Here is a 19,704-nt window from a genome sequence, read left to right as displayed (position 1 = left end):
TAATCCTACGAATAAATTTGATGCAGAAAATTTACTTGCCTACGGTTTGCACATAAAATCCCTCGAATTGGTTCACTGCGACAAATCGTCACTGCCTTAATCTATTTCAAGCACAGAGACCTTTGCTCTCTGATAAGGACTGCCAGCATGCCCGATTCGACAGGTTTGATTGCCCACAACTGGGGATTCGCCGTTTTCCTCTTGGGTGTCATCGGCCTCTGCGCCTTCATGCTCGGCCTGTCCAGCCTGCTGGGTTCCAAAGCCTGGGGCCGCAGCAAAAACGAACCGTTCGAATCCGGCATGCTGCCGACAGGCGGCGCCCGTCTACGTCTCTCCGCAAAATTCTATCTGGTCGCGATGCTCTTCGTGATCTTCGACATCGAAGCCCTTTTTCTCTTTGCCTGGTCTGTGTCCGTCCGCGAAAGCGGCTGGACCGGATTTGCCGAAGCGCTCGTTTTCATAGCAATTCTGTTGGCAGGTCTTGTCTACCTATGGCGTGTGGGGGCTCTTGACTGGGCACCTGAAGGGCGTCGTAACCGGCAAGCGAAGCTAAAACAATGAGGCTTTGGCAATGCAATACAATCTCACCAGGATCGACCCGGATGCTCCTAACGAGCAGTACCCCATCGGCGAACGGGAAACCGTTTCCGATCCGTTAGAAGACCAAGTCCACAAAAACATTTACATGGGCAAACTCGAAGACGTGCTGAGCGGTGCGGTCAACTGGGGACGTAAGAACTCCCTGTGGCCCTACAACTTCGGCCTTTCGTGCTGCTACGTGGAAATGACCACTGCCTTCACTGCCCCCCACGACATCGCGCGTTTTGGCGCCGAAGTGATCCGGGCCTCGCCGCGTCAGGCGGATTTCATGGTTATCGCCGGTACGTGCTTCATCAAGATGGCGCCGATCATTCAGCGTCTCTATGAGCAGATGCTTGAGCCTAAATGGGTCATCTCCATGGGTTCATGCGCCAACTCCGGTGGCATGTACGACATCTATTCCGTGGTGCAGGGCGTGGACAAGTTTCTTCCCGTGGATGTCTACGTGCCTGGCTGCCCGCCCCGCCCCGAAGCGTTTCTGCAAGGCTTGATGCTGTTGCAGGAATCCATCGGCAAGGAGCGTCGTCCGCTTTCCTGGGTCGTCGGTGACCAAGGCGTATACCGCGCCGAAATGCCGTCGCAAAAGGAACAGCGCCGCGAACAGCGAATCGCAGTCACCAACCTGCGCAGCCCCGACGAAGTCTGATCCAGATCTGTTCCTTACAAAGAAACGAGTCCCTGGCTTCATTCTTTACGTTGACCCAAAGCGATAAAAAACCATGACTACAGGCAGTGCTCTGTACATCCCGCCTTACAAGGCTGACGACCAAGACGTCGTCGTAGAACTCAATACCCGTTTTGGCGCTGAAGCGTTCACTGCTCAGGACACCCGTACCGGCATGCCGGTGCTGTGGGTCGAGCGCGCCAAGCTGTTTGAAATCATGACGTTCCTGCGCAACGTGCCCAAGCCGTACTCGATGCTGTACGACCTGCACGGCATCGACGAACGCCTGCGCACCAAGCGCCGCGGCTTGCCGGGCGCCGACTTCACCGTGTTCTACCACCTGCTGTCGGTGGAGCGGAACAGCGACGTGATGATCAAGGTGGCGCTGTCCGAAGCCGACCTAAGCGTGCCGACTATCACCAGCATCTGGCCCAACGCCAACTGGTACGAGCGTGAAGTGTGGGACATGTTCGGCATCGACTTTGCCGGTCACCCGCACTTGAGCCGGATCATGATGCCGCCGACCTGGGAAGGTCACCCGCTGCGCAAGGACTACCCTGCCCGCGCCACGGAGTTTGATCCGTATAGCCTGACCCTGGCCAAACAGCAGCTGGAAGAAGAAGCCGCGCGCTTCCGTCCCGAAGACTGGGGCATGAAGCGTTCCGGCACCAACGAGGACTACATGTTCCTCAACCTGGGCCCGAACCACCCTTCCGCTCACGGTGCATTCCGGATCGTGCTGCAGCTGGACGGTGAAGAAATCGTCGACTGCGTGCCGGACGTCGGTTACCACCACCGTGGTGCCGAGAAAATGGCCGAGCGTCAGTCCTGGCACAGCTTCATTCCGTACACCGACCGCATCGATTACCTGGGCGGGGTGATGAACAACCTGCCGTACGTGCTGGCGGTCGAGAAACTGGCCGGGATCAAGGTGCCGGACAAGGTCGACACCATCCGCATCATGATGGCCGAGTTCTTCCGCATCACCAGCCACCTGCTGTTCCTGGGGACGTACATCCAGGACGTCGGCGCCATGACCCCGGTGTTCTTCACCTTCACCGACCGGCAAAAAGCCTACACCGTGATCGAAGCCATCACCGGCTTCCGTCTGCACCCGGCCTGGTACCGCATCGGTGGCGTCGCACACGACTTGCCCCGCGGTTGGGAAAAACTGGTCAAGGACTTCGTTGAATGGCTGCCCAAACGCCTGGACGAATACCAGAAGGCGGCGCTGGACAACAGCATTCTCAAGGGGCGGACCATTGGTGTTGCGGCCTATAACACCAAGGAAGCGCTGGAATGGGGCGTCACCGGCGCCGGCCTGCGTTCCACCGGTTGCGATTTCGACCTGCGCAAGGCGCGTCCGTATTCGGGCTACCAGAACTTCGAGTTCGAAGTGCCGCTGGCGGTCAATGGCGATGCCTACGACCGTTGCATCGTGCGCGTTGAAGAGATGCGCCAGAGCATCAAGATCATCGACCAGTGCATGCGCAACATGCCCGAAGGCCCGTATAAGGCGGATCACCCGCTGACCACGCCGCCGCCCAAAGAGCGCACCTTGCAGCACATCGAGACCCTGATCACCCACTTCCTGCAGGTTTCGTGGGGCCCGGTGATGCCGGCCCAGGAATCCTTCCAGATGATCGAAGCGACCAAGGGCATCAACAGTTATTACCTGACGAGCGACGGCGGCACCATGAGCTACCGTACCCGGATCCGCACCCCAAGCTTCCCGCATCTGCAACAGATCCCTTCGGTGATCAGAGGCAGCATGGTCGCGGACTTGATTGCGTACCTGGGTAGTATCGACTTCGTTATGGCCGACGTGGACCGCTAAGCATGATGACTAGCACGCTTATCCAGACAGACCGTTTCGCCCTGAGCGAAACCGAACGCTCGGCCATCGAGCACGAGATGCATCACTACGAAGACCCGCGCGCGGCGTCGATCGAAGCCCTGAAGATCGTCCAGAAGGAACGCGGCTGGGTCCCGGACGGCGCGATCTACGCCATCGGCGACGTGCTGGGCATCCCTGCCAGCGACGTTGAAGGCGTGGCCACGTTCTACAGCCAGATCTTCCGCCAGCCGGTGGGCCGCCACATCATTCGCGTGTGCAACAGCATGGTCTGCTTTATCGCCGGTCACGAAGACATCGTCGGTGAAATCCAGAGCAAGCTGGGCATCGGCCTGGGGCAAACCACCGCCGACGGCCGCTTCACCCTGTTGCCCGCCTGCTGCCTGGGCAACTGCGACAAGGCGCCTGCGGTCATGATCGACGACGATACTTTCGGCAATCTACAGCCAGCTGGCGTTGCCACCTTGCTGGAGGGCTACCCATGACGCTTACCTCCTTCGGCCCGGCCAATCTGATTGCACGCGCTCCGGAAACCCATCCGCTGACCTGGCGTCTGCGCGATGACGGCGAGCCCGTGTGGTTCGACGAATACCAGACCAAAGACGGCTACGCCGCCGCGCGCAAAGCGTTCGCCACCCAGTCCCCTGACGAGATCGTTCAGGCGGTCAAGGACTCCGGGCTCAAAGGCCGTGGCGGCGCCGGCTTCCCCACCGGTGTGAAGTGGGGGCTGATGCCCAAAGACGAATCCATGAACATCCGTTACCTGCTGTGTAACGCCGATGAAATGGAGCCCAACACCTGGAAAGACCGGATGCTGATGGAGCAACTGCCCCATCTGCTGATTGAAGGCATGTTGATCAGTGCCCGCGCACTGAAAGCCTATCGCGGCTACATCTTCCTGCGCGGTGAATACACCACGGCAGCGGTACACCTGCGTCGCGCAGTGAAGGAAGCCGAAGCGGCCGGCCTGCTGGGCAAGAACATCCTCGGCACCGGTTTTGATTTCGAGCTGATCGTGCACACCGGCGCCGGGCGTTACATCTGCGGTGAAGAAACCGCGCTGATCAACTCCCTGGAAGGCCGCCGCGCCAACCCGCGTTCCAAGCCGCCCTTCCCCGCTGCCGTGGGCGTGTGGGGCAAGCCGACCTGCGTCAACAACGTCGAAACCCTGTGCAACGTCCCGGCCATCGTCAATAACGGCAACGACTGGTACAAGTCGCTGGCCCGTGAAGGCAGCGAAGACCACGGCACCAAGCTGATGGGCTTCTCCGGCAAGGTCAAGAACCCCGGCCTGTGGGAATTGCCGTTCGGCCTGCCTGCGCGCGAGCTGTTCGAAGACTACGCCGGTGGCATGCGCGACGGTTACACGCTCAAGTGCTGGCAGCCAGGCGGCGCCGGTACCGGTTTCCTGCTCCCCGAGCATCTGGACTGCCTGTTCTACGCCGGTGGCGTGGCCAAGGTCGGCACCCGTATGGGCACCGGGCTGGCAATGGCGGTGGATGACAAGGTCAACATGGTGTCGCTGCTGCGCAACATGGAAGAGTTCTTCTCGCAAGAGTCGTGCGGTTTCTGCACCCCTTGCCGCGACGGTTTGCCCTGGAGCGTGAAAATGCTGCGCGCCCTCGAGAATGGCCAGGGACAACCGGGCGATATCGAGACGTTGCTGGGGTTGGTCAACTTCCTCGGCCCCGGCAAAACCTTCTGCGCCCACGCACCGGGCGCCGTAGAACCGCTGGGCAGCGCGATCAAGTATTTCCGGCCGGAATTTGAAGCAGGCATCGCACCGGTACGCGCCGGCGACCTCAATCAGGTCGTGACGCCGACGGTCGTGGGCGCATAACAAGACAGAACGGTCGGCGGCTCACAAGGCTGCCTTCCTTATATACCCGACTGCGCCGTCAAGGCTGTTCGAGTCGGGTAGCACCGAGATTCCATTAGCCACGCCCGCTGACACCGGGCCAACGAAGACCTTTGAACCATGGCCACTATCCACGTAGACGGCAAAGTGCTCGAAGTCGATGGCGCAGACAACCTCTTACAGGCGTGTCTGTCGCTGGGCCTCGACATCCCTTATTTCTGCTGGCACCCGGCACTTGGCAGCGTTGGCGCGTGTCGCCAATGCGCGGTCAAGCAGTACACCGACGAGAACGACACCCGTGGTCGCATCGTCATGTCCTGCATGACCCCTGCCACTGACGGCAGCTGGATCTCCATCGAAGACGAAGAAGCGAAAGTGTTTCGCGCCAGCGTCGTCGAATGGCTGATGACCAACCACCCGCACGACTGCCCGGTCTGCGAGGAAGGCGGTCACTGTCACCTGCAGGACATGACGGTGATGACCGGCCACAACGAGCGACGTTATCGCTTCAGCAAGCGCACGCACCAGAACCAGGACCTCGGCCCGTTCATTTCCCACGAGATGAACCGCTGCATCGCCTGCTATCGCTGCGTGCGCTTTTATAAAGACTACGCCGGCGGCACCGACCTGGGCGTGTTCGGCGCCCACGACAACGTGTACTTCGGTCGCGTTGAAGACGGCGTACTGGAAAGCGAATTTTCCGGCAACCTCACCGAGGTCTGCCCGACGGGTGTGTTCACTGACAAGACCCACTCCGAGCGCTACAACCGCAAATGGGACATGCAGTTTTCGCCGAGCATCTGCCACGGCTGCTCCAGCGGGTGCAACATCAGCCCCGGCGAGCGCTATGGCGAAATCCGCCGGATCGAGAACCGATACAACGGCTCGGTGAACCAGTACTTCCTGTGTGACCGCGGCCGTTTCGGTTATGGCTACGTCAACCGCGAAGACCGCCCTCGCCAACCGCTGCTGGCCCACGGCAATCTCAAACTGAGCCTGGACGCTGCGCTGGACAAGGCTGCCGAACTGCTGCGCGGTCGTAATATCGTCGGCATCGGTTCGCCCCGCGCCAGCCTGGAAAGCAACTACGCCCTGCGCGAACTGGTAGGCGCCGAGCACTTCTATTCAGGGATCGAAGCCGGTGAGCTGGCGCGTATCCGTCTGATCGCCCAGGTCCTGAAAGACAGCCCGCTGCCGATCCCGACCCTGCGTGAGGTCGAAGAGCACGACGCGATCTTCGTGCTCGGTGAAGACGTCACGCAAACCGCTGCGCGGATGGCCCTGGGCCTGCGTCAGTCGGTGAAGAACAAAGCCGAAGACATGGCCGCTGCGATGAAAGTCCAGCCGTGGCTCGACGCTGCCGTGAAGAACATCGGTCAGCACGAGATGAACCCGTTGTTCATCGCAAGCCTGGCTGAAACCCGTCTCGACGACATCGCCGAAGAATGCGTGCACGCCGCACCGGATGATCTGGCACGCATCGGTTTCGCCGTGGCCCACGCCATCGACCCGAGCGCGCCGGCGGTGATCGGTCTGGACAGCGAAGCCCTGGAACTGGCGCAGCGTATTGCGACGGCCCTGCTCGACGCCAAGCGTCCGTTGATCGTGTCCGGTGGCTCCCTGGGTTCGACCGCCGTGATCGAAGCGGCGGCGAACATCGCCAAGGCCTTGAGCCTGCGCGGCAAGCAAGGCTCGCTCAGCCTGATCGTGCCGGAAGCCAACAGCATGGGCCTGGCCCTGTTCGGTGGTGATTCACTGGACGACGCGCTGCAAGCGGTGATCTCCGGCAAGGCCGACGCCCTCGTGGTGCTGGAAAACGACCTGTTCACCCGCGTCGATGCGGCCACCGTGGATGCTGCATTGAATGCGGCGAAAGTGGTGATCGTGGCGGACCATCAGAAAACGGCGACTTCCGATCGCGCGGACCTGGTTTTGCCAGCCGCCAGTTTTGCCGAAGGCGACGGGACACTGGTCAGCCAGGAAGGCCGCGCCCAGCGCTTCTTCCAGGTGTATGACCCGACGTACCTGGACGCCAGCATCCAGATTCACGAAGGCTGGCGCTGGCTGCATGCCCTGCGCGCCACCCTGCTGAATCAGCCGGTGGACTGGACGCAACTGGACCACGTGACCGCTGCCGTTGCCCAGAGCAACACGCAACTGGCGGGCATTGTCGGTGCCGCACCATCCGCCGCGTTCCGCATCAAGGGCCTGAAACTGGCTCGCGAACCGCTGCGTTACAGCGGCCGGACGGCCATGCGCGCAAACATCAGCGTGCACGAACCGCGCACCACGCAGGACGTTGACTCGGCGTTCTCGTTCTCGATGGAAGGCTATTCGGGCTCTGCCGAACCGCGCCAGCAAGTACCCTTCGCCTGGTCTCCTGGCTGGAACTCGCCACAAGCGTGGAACAAGTTCCAGGACGAAGTCGGCGGTCACTTGCGTGCAGGCGATCCGGGCGTGCGCCTGATCGAAAGCAGCGGCGACCACTTGAGCTGGTTCCCCAGCGCACCGCGCGCGTTTGCGCCGGCCCAGGGGACCTGGCAGGTGGTGCCGTTCTATCACCTGTTCGGCAGCGAGGAAAACTCGTCGAAAGCCGCACCGGTTCAGGAACGCATCCCCCACGCCTACGTTGCGCTGGCCAAGTCCGAAGCCGACCGCCTGGGCGTCAACGACGGTGCCCTGCTCAGCTTGAACGTTGCCGGTCAGACCTTACGTCTGCCGCTGCGCATCAATGAAGAACTGGGTGCCGGTCTGGTGGCCTTGCCGGTCGGACTGGCGGGCATTCCTCCGGCACTGTTCGGCAAAACCGTGGACGGTCTGCAGGAGGCAGCGCAATGACGTGGTTCACCCCTGAAGTGATCGACTCGATCATCGCGGTCCTCAAGGCCATCGTGATCCTGCTGGCCGTGGTGGTCTGCGGCGCGTTCTTAAGCTTTGTCGAACGTCGTCTGCTGGGCTGGTGGCAGGACCGTTATGGTCCTAACCGGGTCGGCCCGTTCGGTCTGTTCCAGATTGCCGCCGACATGCTGAAGATGTTTTTCAAGGAAGACTGGAACCCGCCCTTCGTCGACAAGGTGATCTTCACCCTGGCGCCGGTGGTGGCCATGAGCGCGCTGCTGATCTCGTTCTCGATCATCCCGGTCACCCAGACCTGGGTGGTGGCAGACCTGAACATCGGCCTGCTGTTCTTCTTCGCCATGGCAGGTCTGTCGGTGTATGCGGTGCTGTTCGCCGGTTGGTCGAGCAACAACAAATACGCCCTGCTGGGCAGCTTGCGGGCCTCGGCGCAAACCGTGTCCTACGAGGTGTTCATGGGCCTGTCGCTGATGGGCATCGTGGTCCAGGCCGGTTCGTTCAACATGGGCGACATCGTGGCGTATCAGGCCGCCAACCTGTGGTTCATCATTCCGCAGTTCTTCGGCTTCTGTACCTTCTTCATCGCCGGCGTGGCCGTGACGCACCGTCACCCCTTCGACCAGCCGGAAGCGGAACAGGAATTGGCTGACGGTTACCACATCGAATACGCCGGCATGAAATGGGGCATGTTCTTCGTCGGTGAATACATCGGCATCATTCTGATTTCGGCGCTGCTGGTGACGCTGTTCTTCGGGGGCTGGCACGGCCCGTTCGATATCCTGCCGCAGCTCTCGTTTATGTGGTTCGTCCTGAAAACCATGTTCTTCATCATGATCTTCATTCTGCTGCGGGCTTCGATTCCCCGTCCGCGCTATGACCAAGTGATGGATTTCAGCTGGAAGTTCTGCCTGCCGCTGACCCTGATCAATCTGCTGGTGACCGCTGCGGTTGTGTTGTTAAACACGCCAGCGGGCTCGGTTCAGTGAGGATTTGACCCATGTTCAAATATATTGGCGACATCATTAAGGGTACCGGTACCCAGTTGCGCAGCATGGTCATGGTTTTCGGCCATGGCTTTCGCAAGCGCGACACCCTGCAATACCCGGAAGAAGCGGTCTATCTGCCACCGCGTTACCGTGGCCGCATCGTCCTCACCCGCGACCCCGATGGCGAAGAGCGGTGCGTGGCCTGCAACCTGTGCGCCGTGGCGTGCCCGGTGGGTTGCATCTCGCTGCAGAAGGCTGAAACCGAAGACGGTCGCTGGTACCCGGACTTCTTCCGCATCAACTTCTCGCGCTGCATCTTTTGCGGGCTCTGCGAGGAAGCTTGCCCGACCACCGCGATCCAGCTGACACCGGATTTCGAGATGGCCGAGTTCAAACGTCAGGACCTAGTGTACGAGAAGGAAGATCTGCTGATCTCCGGCCCCGGCAAGAACCCTGATTACAACTTCTACCGCGTTGCGGGGATGGCGATCGCTGGCAAGCCAAAAGGCGCTGCACAGAACGAAGCCCAGCCGATCAACGTCAAGAGCTTGCTGCCTTAAGGAAGAAAGATGGAATTCGCTTTCTATTTCGCATCCGGCATCGCTGTGGTGGCCACCCTTAGGGTGATCACCAACACGAACCCGGTGCACGCCCTGCTCTACCTGATCATCTCGCTGATCGCCGTGGCCATGACCTTTTTCGCCCTCGGCGCGCCGTTTGCCGGTGTGCTGGAAGTGATCGCGTACGCCGGTGCCATCATGGTGCTGTTCGTGTTCGTGGTGATGATGCTGAACCTGGGCCCGGCCTCGGTTCAGCAAGAACGTGCCTGGCTCAAGCCCGGCATCTGGCTCGGCCCGGTCCTGCTCTGTGGTCTGCTGCTGGCTGAACTGCTGTATGTGCTGTTCGCCAACTCCACCGGTTCCGGCATCGGCCACACCACCGTGGACGCGAAAGCGGTCGGCATCAGCCTGTTCGGCCCGTACCTGCTGGTGGTCGAGCTGGCCTCGATGCTGCTGCTCGCCGCCGCTGTGACGGCGTTCCACCTCGGCCGTGAGGCGAAGGAGTAAGCCATGAATGCAATCCCTCTTGAACACGGGCTGGCCGTCGCCGGCATCCTGTTCTGCCTCGGTCTGGCGGGCCTGTTGGTACGCCGCAACATTCTTTTCGTGTTGATGAGCCTGGAAATAATGATGAACTCTGCCGCTCTGGCCTTCGTCGTGGCGGGTAGCCGCTGGGCGCAGCCGGACGGTCAAATCATGTTCATTCTGGTGATCAGCCTTGCCGCCGCCGAGGCCAGTATTGGCCTGGCGATCCTGCTGCAGCTGTATCGCCGCTTCCACACGCTCGATATCGACGCTGCCAGCGAGATGCGCGGATGAACCTACTCTTTCTAACCTTCCTGTTCCCCCTGATCGGGTTTTTGTTGCTGTCGTTCTCACGCGGCAAGATATCGGAAAACCTTGCCGCTCTGATTGGCGTTGGCTCCATTGGTCTTTCGGCCATCGTCGCGGCCTACATCATCTGGCAATTCAACGTCGCACCGCCCGAGGGTGGTCACTACACCCAGGTGCTGTGGCGCTGGATGTCGGTAGACGGCTTCGAACCGAACTTCGCGCTGTATCTGGACGGCCTGTCCGTCACGATGCTGGGCGTGGTCGTCGGCGTCGGCTTCCTGATCCACCTGTTCGCCTCCTGGTACATGCGCGGTGAAGAAGGCTATTCGCGCTTCTTTGCGTACACCAACCTGTTTATCGCCAGCATGCTGTTCCTGGTGCTGGGCGATAACCTGTTGTTCCTGTACTTCGGCTGGGAAGGCGTGGGCCTGTGCTCGTACCTGTTGATCGGTTTCTACTACAGCAACCGCAACAACGGCAACGCGGCGTTGAAAGCCTTCATCGTCACCCGGATCGGCGACGTGTTCATGGCCATCGGCCTGTTCATCCTGTTCCAGCAACTGGGCACGCTTAACGTGCAGGAGCTGTTGGTACGGGCGCCGGAGCACTTCAAGATCGGCGACTTCTGGATTGTGCTGGCGACCCTGATGCTGCTGGGCGGCGCGGTGGGTAAATCGGCGCAACTGCCGCTGCAAACCTGGCTGGCGGATGCGATGGCGGGCCCGACCCCGGTCTCTGCCTTGATCCACGCGGCAACCATGGTCACCGCCGGTGTCTACCTGATCGCCCGGACCCACGGCCTGTTTGCGCTGGCGCCGGACATCCTGCATCTGGTGGGCATCGTTGGCGGCGTGACGCTGGTGCTCGCTGGTTTTGCGGCGCTGGTGCAGACCGACATTAAACGTATCCTCGCCTACTCGACCATGAGCCAGATCGGCTACATGTTCCTGGCACTGGGCGTTGGTGCCTGGGAAGGCGCGATTTTCCACCTGATGACCCACGCGTTCTTCAAGGCGCTGTTGTTCCTGGCGTCCGGCGCGGTCATCGTCGCCTGCCACCACGAGCAGAACATCTTCAAGATGGGCGGGCTGTGGAAGAAACTGCCTTTGGCCTACGCCAGCTTCATCGTTGGTGGCGCAGCGCTGTCTGCCCTGCCGCTGCTGACCGCAGGTTTCTACTCCAAGGACGAAATTCTCTGGGAAGCCTTCGCCAGCGGCCATCAGTACTTGCTCTACGCCGGTCTGCTGGGTGCGTTCATGACGTCGCTTTATACCTTCCGCCTGATCTTCATCGCCTTCCATGGCGAAGCGAAAACCGAAGCCCATGCGGGCCATGGCGTAGCTCACTGGTTGCCGTTGGGTGTGCTGATCGTGCTGTCGACGTTCATCGGCGCCTGGATTCATCCACCGCTGGCGGGCGTGTTGCCACAGAGCGCAGGCCACGCTGGCGGCGACGACAAGCACAGTCTGGAAATTGCCTCGGGCGCCATCGCCCTGGCCGGGATTCTGCTGGCGGCCTTGCTGTTCCTCGGTAAACGGCGTCTGGCCACGGCCATCGCCAACAGTGGTCCGGGTCGATTCCTGTCCGCCTGGTGGTTCGCGGCATGGGGTTTCGACTGGCTCTACGACAAGCTGTTCGTCAAGCCTTACCTGGCGCTCAGCCATATCCTGCGCAGCGATCCGCTCGACCACACCATCGGTGTGATCCCGCGGCTGGTCAAAGGCGGACACGTCCTGATGAGCCGCACCGAGACTGGACAACTGCGTTGGTACGCCGCTTCGATCGCCGCAGGTGCCGTTCTGGTACTCGGCGCGATTGTGCTGGTCTGATGAGTTATCTGACATGAACCTTGCGAATTTGCGAAAGGAATTGAGCCCGTCATGATTCTGCCTTGGCTAATCCTGATCCCCTTTATCGGCGGCCTGCTGTGCTGGCAAGGTGAGCGCTTCGGCCCTACCCTGCCGCGCTGGATTGCGCTGTTGACCATGTCCCTCGAAACGGCGTTGGGCCTCTGGGTGTGGAGCACTGGCACGTTCAGCTACGCTCCCATGCCCGGTGCCGATCCGACCTGGGCCCTTGAATTCAAGCATATGTGGATCGAGCGCTTCGGCATCAGCGTTCACTTGGCGCTCGATGGCCTGTCGCTGCTGATGATCCTGCTGACCGGCCTGCTCGGCGTGCTGTCGGTGTTGTGCTCGTGGAAAGAGATCCAGCGTAACGTCGGCTTCTTCCACCTCAACCTGATGTGGATCCTGGGCGGTGTCGTCGGCGTGTTCCTGGCCATCGACCTGTTCATGTTCTTCTTCTTCTGGGAAATGATGCTGGTGCCGATGTACTTCCTCATCGCGCTCTGGGGTCACAGCTCGGCGGACGGCAAGAAAACCCGGATCTACGCGGCGACCAAGTTCTTCATCTTCACTCAGGCCAGCGGCCTGATCATGCTGGTGGCGATCCTGGGTCTGGTGCTGGTCAACTTCAACCAGACCGGTGTGATCACCTTCAGCTACGCCGAGCTGCTGAAAGCCAAGCTGTCGACCAGCACCGAGTACATCCTGATGCTGGGCTTCTTCATCGCATTCGCGGTGAAGCTGCCCATCGTGCCGCTGCACTCCTGGCTGCCGGACGCTCACGCCCAGGCACCTACCGCAGGCTCCGTGGACCTGGCCGGTATCCTGCTGAAAACGGCGGCCTATGGTCTGCTGCGCTTTGCCCTGCCGCTGTTCCCCAACGCCTCGGCCGAGTTCGCGCCGATCGCGATGACCCTCGGCCTGATCGGTATCTTCTACGGCGCCTTCCTGGCGTTCGCGCAGACCGACATCAAGCGCCTGATCGCGTTTTCCAGCGTTTCGCACATGGGCTTCGTGCTGATCGGTATCTACTCCGGCAGCCAACAGGCACTGCAAGGCGTGGTGATTCAGATGCTGGCCCACGGTCTGTCGGCGGCTGCGCTGTTTATCCTCAGCGGTCAGTTGTACGAGCGCCTGCACACCCGGGACATGCGTCAGATGGGCGGCCTGTGGAGCAAGATCGCTTACCTGCCCGCCATCAGTCTGTTCTTCGCCGCGGCCTCGCTGGGGATACCGGGTACCGGTAACTTCGTCGGCGAATTCCTGATTCTGATGGGTTCGTTCGTCGCGACGCCATGGATCTCCTCCATTGCCACTACGGGCCTGGTCTTCGGTTCGGTCTACTCGCTGATCATGATTCACCGCGCCTACTTCGGCCCGTCCAGCACGGACGAAGTGCTCAAGGGCATGGATGGACGGGAACTGACGATGGTGCTCGGCCTGGCCGTGTTGCTGGTGCTGCTGGGGATTTACCCGCAGCCGGTCCTCGACACGTCCGCCGCGACCATGCACGGTGTGCAGCAATGGCTCAGCACCGCCTTCACTCAACTCGCTTCGGCCCGGTAAGAGCGCTATGGACCTGACGATTCAACACTTTATTGCGCTGGCGCCGCTGCTGATCACCAGCATCACCATTGTTGTGGTGATGCTCGGGATCGCATGGCGTCGCAATCACTCGCAATCGTTCCTGCTGACCGTGGCAGGACTCAACCTCGCGCTGCTGTCGATTTACCCGGCCCTCAAGGTCGCGCCGCTGGTGGTCACGCCCTTGCTGCAGATCGACGCGTTCGCCTGTCTGTACATGGCGATCATCCTGGTTTCGACGCTGGCCTGCGTCACCCTGGCTCACGCCTATCTGGGTGAAGGCAAAGCCGGCTACCCGGGTAACCGCGAAGAACTTTACCTGCTGATCCTCATGGCCGCCGCCGGCGGGCTGGTGCTGGTCGCGGCGCAACACCTGGCCGGGCTGTTCATCGGTCTGGAGCTGCTGTCGGTGCCGGTCTATGGGCTGGTGGCGTATGCGTTCTTCAACAAGCGTTCGCTGGAAGGCGGCATCAAGTACATGGTGCTGTCGGCCGCCGGTTCGGCCTTCCTGCTGTTCGGCATGGCGTTGCTGTACGCCGATGCAGGCACCCTGAGCTTCACCGGTATCGGTAAGGCCATTGAAGCCACCGGCATGCCGAGCACCCTGGCCTCGCTGGGCCTGGGGATGATGCTGGTGGGCCTGGGCTTCAAGTTGTCGCTGGTGCCGTTCCACTTGTGGACACCGGACGTGTACGAAGGCGCCCCTGCGCCTGTCGCCGCGTTCCTCGCAACGGCCAGTAAAGTGGCGGTGTTTGCGGTGATGGTGCGCCTGTTCCAGATCTCGCCTGCTGCCAGCAGTGGCGTGCTGACGGACGTGATGTCGGTGATCGCGGTCGCGTCGATCCTGGTGGGTAACCTGTTGGCGCTGACCCAGACCAACCTCAAGCGTCTGTTGGGTTACTCGTCCATTGCCCACTTCGGTTACCTGATGATTGCCATGGTCGCCAGCAAAGGCATGGCCGTGGAAGCCATCAACGTGTACCTGGTGACCTACGTGCTGACCAGCCTTGGCGCATTCGGCGTGATCACACTCATGTCCTCGCCATACAGCGGCCGCGATGCCGACGCGATGTTCGAATACCGCGGTCTGTTCTGGCGTCGTCCGTACCTGACCGCCGTACTGACCGTGATGATGCTGTCGCTGGCAGGTATTCCGCTGACGGCCGGCTTCATCGGCAAGTTCTACATCATTGCCACGGGCGTTGAGTCGCACCTGTGGTGGCTGACCGGTTCACTGGTCGTGGGTAGCGCCATCGGCGTCTTTTACTACCTGCGCGTGATGGTGACGCTGTACTTGCAGGACTCGAAGATCCAGCGCCACGATGCTCCGTTCAACTGGGGCTACCGTGCAGGGGGCGTGATGCTGCTGGGGATTTCGCTGCTGGCGTTCTTCCTCGGTATCTATCCGCAACCGTTGCTGACATTGGTGCAGCACGCGGGGCTTTGATACTCGTCTGAAGCGCCAAAAAAAACCCTGCCGATGAGCAGGGTTTTTTTATGGGCGGTTATTGGGTTCGCACTACCCTGGCAGCCGCACGGTCTTCTTGGCGCTGGTGAACAAGCCCCACGTCGACATGAACAAGGCAGCAATCATCGGACCAATCACAAAGCCGTTCAAACCGAAGACAGCCATCCCGCCGAGGGTCGAAATCAGGATCAGATAATCCGGCATGCGGGTGTCTTTACCCACCAGAATCGGCCGCAACACGTTGTCCACCAGACCGATGACGAAGACGCCGAACAAGCCGAGGACAACGCCCTGCCACACCATGCCGCTCAGCAGGAAATACGCGGCCACTGGTGCCCAGACGATCCCGGCCCCGACCGCCGGCAACAGCGACAGAAAGGCCATCATTACCGCCCAAAGCAACGAACTTGGAATGTCCAATACCCAGAAGATGAAACCGCCCAGCGCGCCTTGCGTGATCGCGACAACCACGTTGCCTTTGACCGTCGCGCGCACAACGCGGGTGAATTTCAATTGGAGCCGACGTTTTTGCGGTTCAGCCAGCGGGAAGGCGATTCGAATCTTGCGCACAAGGTCCTGACCGTCGCGCAGAAAGAAGAACAACAGATACAGCATGATGAAAAAGCTCACGACGAAGTCAAAGGTGCCCTGCCCGAAACTGAAGGCCTGGGTCGCCAGGTACTGACTGCCCTGCATGGCGCCTTTGGAAATCTTGTCCCGCAAGCCTTCGAAGTCGCCCATTCCCATTCGGTCGAGCAAATGCTGGATCGGGGCCGGCAGCAGGACTTTGAACTCGGCTAGATATTTGGCGACGTCTAATTGGCCGCTTTCAACGCTTTTATAAAGAGCCGCACCCTCTTGCACCATCAAGGCGCCAATAATGATAACTGGCAAAATCGCGATGATCAGACAGATCGTCAGGGTACACAGCGACGTGACGTTTCGTTTCCAGCCGAACTTTGCCAGCAGTCGGCGTTGCAGCGGTGCGAAGATGATGCCCAGGATCACTGCCCAGAAGACTGCGCCGTAAAACGGCAGCATGATCCAGATGAAGGCAAGGGTGACCAGCACCAGGAGCACCATCAGGGTTTTGTATTGAAGCGTGGTTTCGTTCATGTTTCGTCCGTGTCCATCGAGCCGCACTTTGCGCGCGTCCTGATGGTTAGTCCGCCAAACGCAACAGGAGTGCCACTGCAGGTGTTGATGGCTAAACGCGAACCGGTTGGCGGTGGCTTGATCAGTGGACGGGGGTGTTGCGGTCCGGGAGCTCGATGCGGATCTGCAGACCGCCTGACGGGCTGTCCGACAGTGCCAAGGCGCCGCCCCAGGATTCGACGATGTCTTTCACAATGCCAAGGCCGAGGCCGTGGCCATCGACCTGCTCATCGAGCCGGTTGCCACGGCCCAGCACCTCGGCACGGCGCACCTCGGGAATGCCGGGGCCGTCATCATTGATCAGCAGCACATAGCTGTGACCCTGGTGCTGAATGTCGAGACTGACCGTGCTGTCGGCCCACTTACAGGCGTTGTCGAGCAGGTTGCCGAGCAGTTCGAGCATGTCCTCCCGATCCCATGGCAGCGTGAGCCCGGGCGCGACCTCATTCGTCAGCGCCAGGTGATCACCGTGGATCATGCCCAGCGTTGAAAACAGCCCGGGCAACTCGCTATCACAATTGAAATGGCTACCGGGCAAGGCGTCACCTGATAATCGCGCTCGGTTCAGTTCACGCTCCAGCCGGTGCTGAATCTGCTGCAACTGATCACGCAGGGTTTCCCGCACGGGCGCAGGTACATCGTAGCGTTTGCCCTCTGCGATGCTGATCAACACGGCCAGTGGCGTCTTCAACGCATGGCCGAGATTGCCCAGCGCATTGCGCGATCGCTTGAGGCTGTCTTCGGTGTGGGCCAGCAGATGGTTGATCTGCGCTACGAGCGGTTCAAGCTCGAGCGGGACTTGATCATCCAGCTGCGAGCGCTGCCCCTGTTGCAGTTGCAGGATTTGTTCGCGGGTCTTGTCCAGCGGACGCAAAGCGCGCCGCACTGTCACCCGTTGCAGGACCAGAATCAGGACGAGTGCAGCCAGTCCCAGCGCAAGACCGATTTGCTGGACGCGCTGAAAACTGGCTTTGACCGGACTGTAGTCCCGCGCGACGGTGATGGAAATCTGCTGGCCGTACTTGCGGTATTCCTGATGGACAAGCAGCAGCGACTGATCACTTTTTTCAAGTTTGACGTCGGCGTGGAGCCCGGCTTGATCAGGCTTCGGCAGTTCAAGGTCCCACAGCGACCGAGAACGCCAGTGGCCGCCGTCAAAATCAATCCGGAAATAATGACCTGAATAGGGACGCTGATAGCCGGGCGACAAACGATGCTCGTCGAGTTGCAGCCCGTCTGGCCCTTTTACCAGCGCGACCAGCAGCAATTCGCTGTCATTGCGCAGCCCGGATTCGAGATAGCGTTGAAGACCGACCTCGAACAGCCACAGACTGGTCTGAGCCAATACCAGGCCGACGATCAGCAACACGCTGATCAGGCCCAGACTGAGTCGCCCCTGAATGGACTTCACTCCAGTCGCCCACCAAAACGGTAGCCCTGGCCGCGGCGGGTTTCGATGACAGTCTTGCCCAGCTTGCGACGCAAATGATTGACGTGCACCTCGATCACATTCGAGTCACGTTCATTTTCGCCGTCGTATAAATGTTCGCCGAGGTGGCTTTTCGAGAGGATCTGTTCCGGGTGCAGCATGAAGTACCGCAGCAAACGAAACTCAGCGGACGTCAGCTGTATCTCCACGCCGTCGCGGCTGACAGTCTGGCGACCTTCGTCCAGGTGCAGGCCTGCGGCTTGGAGCGTAGGTTGGTTAGCCAGGCCGTGGGAGCGACGCAGAAGGGCCTGAATCCTCAATTGCAGCTCTTCCGGGTGGAACGGCTTGGTGAGGTAATCGTCGGCGCCAACTTTCAGGCCTTCGATGCGCTCTGCCCAGGACCCCCGGGCGGTGAGGATGAGCACGGGGGTGGACATGCCCCCCTTACGCCATTGTTGCAGCACCTCGAGCCCAGGCATTCCTGGCAGGCCCAGGTCGAGGATGATCAGGTCATAGGGCTCAGTCGCGCCCTGATACACCGCATCGCGTCCGTCGGCCAGCCAGTCCACGGCGTAGCCTTGACGCCCTAGCGCATTGAGCAATTCGTCCGCGAGGGGCACATGGTCTTCAACCAGCAAAAGGCGCATCAGTCATCTTCCTTGTCGTCGAGCAGGCGTGTGTCCCGGGCATCGAACTTGAGTTCCCTGACCACACCGTCGGCTGTCAGCAATTCGATCTCATAGATCAGCACGCCGTGTTTTTTTTCAAGCTCGGCTTCAAGCAGCTTTGATCCCGGGTAGCGTCCCAACGCCTGTTCGATGAATTGCTCAAGCGGCAAGATGATGCCCTGCTGTCGCAATGCAAGCACCTCGTCCTGGTTCAGATCTTTCGCGTGACTCACTGCAGACAACAGCAACACGCTCAGTCCGAGGCTGGCAAAGGGGCGCTTAGTTGCCGTCATTACGTGTCCTGATGGTCCTTGAGTACCTGGCCGGTAGCCGCGTCAACTTCGACGTCCCACTCAACACCTTTGGCGTCACGCAGTTCCACTTGGTAGATGTGCTTGCCATATTGCTCTTCGAGTTCGGTGTCGGTGATCGTTGCATTCGCATGTTTTGCCAGCGCAGCGGCATTGAGTTTTTCGAAAGACTGGATAGTACCTGCATCGCGCAATCTGAGGGCTTCATCAGGCCCTAAATCTTTGGCTTGAGCCATCCCGGCGGAAAGAGCGATGGCAGAAGCAGTAAGCAGAGCAGTCAAAGTTTTCATGGTGGATCTCCGTTTTGGTATTGGTGTGTACGGGAGCCACGATAACGATCTCAACTTAATTTAACCTGAATTCTCTGGCTACATGCCATCATCACGCTTGGTGAAGAACGCGTGGCGTTGTCTGCAGGCGCTGAGTGCCCAATGAGCAAACCAATGCTGGTAGACTCGCGTCATACATCAGTCGCCTGGCGATAAACAAATTTCAGGACCCAGAATTCCCTTGGAAATTTTCAAAGAGTTTACGTTTGAATCCGCCCACCGCCTCCCTCATGTACCCGAGGGTCACAAGTGCGGCCGGCTACACGGACATTCGTTTCGCATCGCTATATATCTTGAAGGCGAGCCTGATCCACATACTGGCTGGATTCGCGACTTCTCTGAAATCAAGACCATCTTCAAACCGCTTTATGAACGTCTTGACCACAACTACCTCAACGACATCCCCGGTTTGGAAAACCCCACCAGCGAAGTGCTGGTGAAGTGGATCTGGGGCGAGCTGAAGCCGCTGTTGCCTGAGCTCTCCGCTATACGCATTCATGAAACGTGCACCAGTGGTTGCGTCTACCGCGGGGACTGAGGCGGGTTTCAGTTTATAAACCACCTTCGGGTGGTTTTTTATTGGCGACCGATTTTCGATGACCGATAGGTAGGCGGTTTTTTCAATCGCCCAAAACAAAACCCCTCACCGCGCAAGCGATGAGGGGTTTCGGAATTTAATCTTGACGATGACCTACTCTCA

General features: G+C 60.1%; 19 protein-coding genes. 14 read left to right on the top strand and 5 right to left on the bottom strand.

Annotated features, from left to right (window positions below):
- The first annotated feature begins 147 nt into the window (after positions 1-147).
- The 13 genes from ABQX22_RS24805 to nuoN all read left to right on the top strand — a co-directional run bounded on the left by ABQX22_RS24805 (position 148) and on the right by nuoN (position 15,091).
- A complete protein-coding gene (locus ABQX22_RS24805) occupies positions 148-561 on the top strand; it encodes an NADH-quinone oxidoreductase subunit A (RefSeq protein ID WP_349802526.1) in 414 nt (137 codons plus the stop codon).
- A 10-nt stretch (positions 562-571) separates the two neighbouring features.
- Positions 572-1,246: a NuoB/complex I 20 kDa subunit family protein gene (locus ABQX22_RS24800; RefSeq protein ID WP_003174719.1), complete on the top strand. Its 675-nt coding sequence runs from the start codon at positions 572-574 to the stop codon at positions 1,244-1,246.
- A 73-nt stretch (positions 1,247-1,319) separates the two neighbouring features.
- Positions 1,320-3,101 (top strand): NADH-quinone oxidoreductase subunit C/D, encoded by a 1,782-nt coding sequence (nuoC, locus tag ABQX22_RS24795; protein WP_349802525.1) that lies wholly within the window; start codon positions 1,320-1,322, stop codon positions 3,099-3,101.
- 2 nt (positions 3,102-3,103) lie between these two features.
- On the top strand, positions 3,104-3,604 hold the full coding sequence (nuoE, locus tag ABQX22_RS24790) for an NADH-quinone oxidoreductase subunit NuoE (protein WP_441005326.1): 501 nt from the start codon (positions 3,104-3,106) through the stop codon (positions 3,602-3,604).
- Complete coding sequence (gene nuoF / locus ABQX22_RS24785; protein WP_349802524.1) at positions 3,601-4,959, top strand: NADH-quinone oxidoreductase subunit NuoF; 1,359 nt, start codon at positions 3,601-3,603, stop codon at positions 4,957-4,959. The genes nuoE and nuoF overlap by 4 nt, the downstream gene beginning before the upstream one ends.
- 138 nt (positions 4,960-5,097) lie before the next feature.
- Complete coding sequence (gene nuoG, locus ABQX22_RS24780; protein ID WP_349802523.1) at positions 5,098-7,815, top strand: NADH-quinone oxidoreductase subunit NuoG; 2,718 nt, start codon at positions 5,098-5,100, stop codon at positions 7,813-7,815.
- A complete protein-coding gene (gene nuoH, locus ABQX22_RS24775) occupies positions 7,812-8,819 on the top strand; it encodes an NADH-quinone oxidoreductase subunit NuoH (protein ID WP_349802522.1) in 1,008 nt (335 codons plus the stop codon). Before nuoG ends, nuoH begins: the two co-directional genes overlap by 4 nt.
- Positions 8,820-8,830: 11 nt before the next feature.
- Positions 8,831-9,379 carry an NADH-quinone oxidoreductase subunit NuoI gene (nuoI, locus tag ABQX22_RS24770; RefSeq protein ID WP_349802521.1) on the top strand — a complete coding sequence of 183 codons (549 nt, stop codon included), beginning with the start codon at positions 8,831-8,833 and terminating at the stop codon, positions 9,377-9,379.
- 9 nt (positions 9,380-9,388) lie between these two features.
- Positions 9,389-9,886: an NADH-quinone oxidoreductase subunit J gene (gene nuoJ / locus ABQX22_RS24765; protein ID WP_349802520.1), complete on the top strand. Its 498-nt coding sequence runs from the start codon at positions 9,389-9,391 to the stop codon at positions 9,884-9,886.
- A 3-nt stretch (positions 9,887-9,889) separates the two neighbouring features.
- Positions 9,890-10,198 carry an NADH-quinone oxidoreductase subunit NuoK gene (nuoK, locus tag ABQX22_RS24760; RefSeq protein WP_268796994.1) on the top strand — a complete coding sequence of 103 codons (309 nt, stop codon included), beginning with the start codon at positions 9,890-9,892 and terminating at the stop codon, positions 10,196-10,198.
- The gene (nuoL, locus tag ABQX22_RS24755) at positions 10,195-12,042 is read left to right on the top strand and encodes an NADH-quinone oxidoreductase subunit L (RefSeq protein ID WP_349802519.1); all 1,848 of its coding nucleotides are present in this window, start codon (positions 10,195-10,197) and stop codon (positions 12,040-12,042) included. The genes nuoK and nuoL overlap by 4 nt, the downstream gene beginning before the upstream one ends.
- 51 nt (positions 12,043-12,093) lie before the next feature.
- The gene (gene nuoM, locus ABQX22_RS24750) at positions 12,094-13,626 is read left to right on the top strand and encodes an NADH-quinone oxidoreductase subunit M (RefSeq protein WP_349802518.1); all 1,533 of its coding nucleotides are present in this window, start codon (positions 12,094-12,096) and stop codon (positions 13,624-13,626) included.
- 7 nt (positions 13,627-13,633) lie between these two features.
- On the top strand, positions 13,634-15,091 hold the full coding sequence (nuoN, locus tag ABQX22_RS24745; RefSeq protein WP_349802517.1) for an NADH-quinone oxidoreductase subunit NuoN: 1,458 nt from the start codon (positions 13,634-13,636) through the stop codon (positions 15,089-15,091).
- 72 nt (positions 15,092-15,163) lie between these two features.
- On the opposite strand, the gene ABQX22_RS24740 is transcribed toward nuoN, so the two are convergent.
- The 5 genes from ABQX22_RS24740 to ABQX22_RS24720 all read right to left on the bottom strand — a co-directional run bounded on the left by ABQX22_RS24740 (position 15,164) and on the right by ABQX22_RS24720 (position 18,965).
- A complete protein-coding gene (locus tag ABQX22_RS24740; protein WP_349802516.1) occupies positions 15,164-16,228 on the bottom strand; it encodes an AI-2E family transporter in 1,065 nt (354 codons plus the stop codon).
- Positions 16,229-16,349: 121 nt separating this feature from the next.
- Positions 16,350-17,678: a sensor histidine kinase gene (locus ABQX22_RS24735; RefSeq protein ID WP_349802515.1), complete on the bottom strand. Its 1,329-nt coding sequence runs from the start codon at positions 17,676-17,678 to the stop codon at positions 16,350-16,352.
- Positions 17,675-18,343: a response regulator transcription factor gene (locus ABQX22_RS24730; RefSeq protein ID WP_349802514.1), complete on the bottom strand. Its 669-nt coding sequence runs from the start codon at positions 18,341-18,343 to the stop codon at positions 17,675-17,677. Before ABQX22_RS24730 ends, ABQX22_RS24735 begins: the two co-directional genes overlap by 4 nt.
- Positions 18,343-18,657, bottom strand: a complete 315-nt coding sequence (locus ABQX22_RS24725) for a PepSY domain-containing protein (protein WP_349802513.1) — start codon at positions 18,655-18,657, stop codon at positions 18,343-18,345. Before ABQX22_RS24725 ends, ABQX22_RS24730 begins: the two co-directional genes overlap by 1 nt.
- A complete protein-coding gene (locus ABQX22_RS24720; RefSeq protein ID WP_349802512.1) occupies positions 18,657-18,965 on the bottom strand; it encodes a PepSY domain-containing protein in 309 nt (102 codons plus the stop codon). The genes ABQX22_RS24725 and ABQX22_RS24720 overlap by 1 nt, the downstream gene beginning before the upstream one ends.
- A gap of 220 nt (positions 18,966-19,185) precedes the next feature.
- Between ABQX22_RS24720 and queD the strand changes: the two genes are divergently transcribed.
- Positions 19,186-19,542: a 6-carboxytetrahydropterin synthase QueD gene (gene queD, locus ABQX22_RS24715; protein ID WP_441005325.1), complete on the top strand. Its 357-nt coding sequence runs from the start codon at positions 19,186-19,188 to the stop codon at positions 19,540-19,542.
- Positions 19,543-19,704 lie beyond the last annotated feature (162 nt).

The organism is Xanthomonas sp. WHRI 1810A, assembly GCF_040202885.1.
Lineage (GTDB): Bacteria > Pseudomonadota > Gammaproteobacteria > Pseudomonadales > Pseudomonadaceae > Aquipseudomonas.
This window is presented reverse-complemented; position numbering and strand designations above follow the sequence as displayed.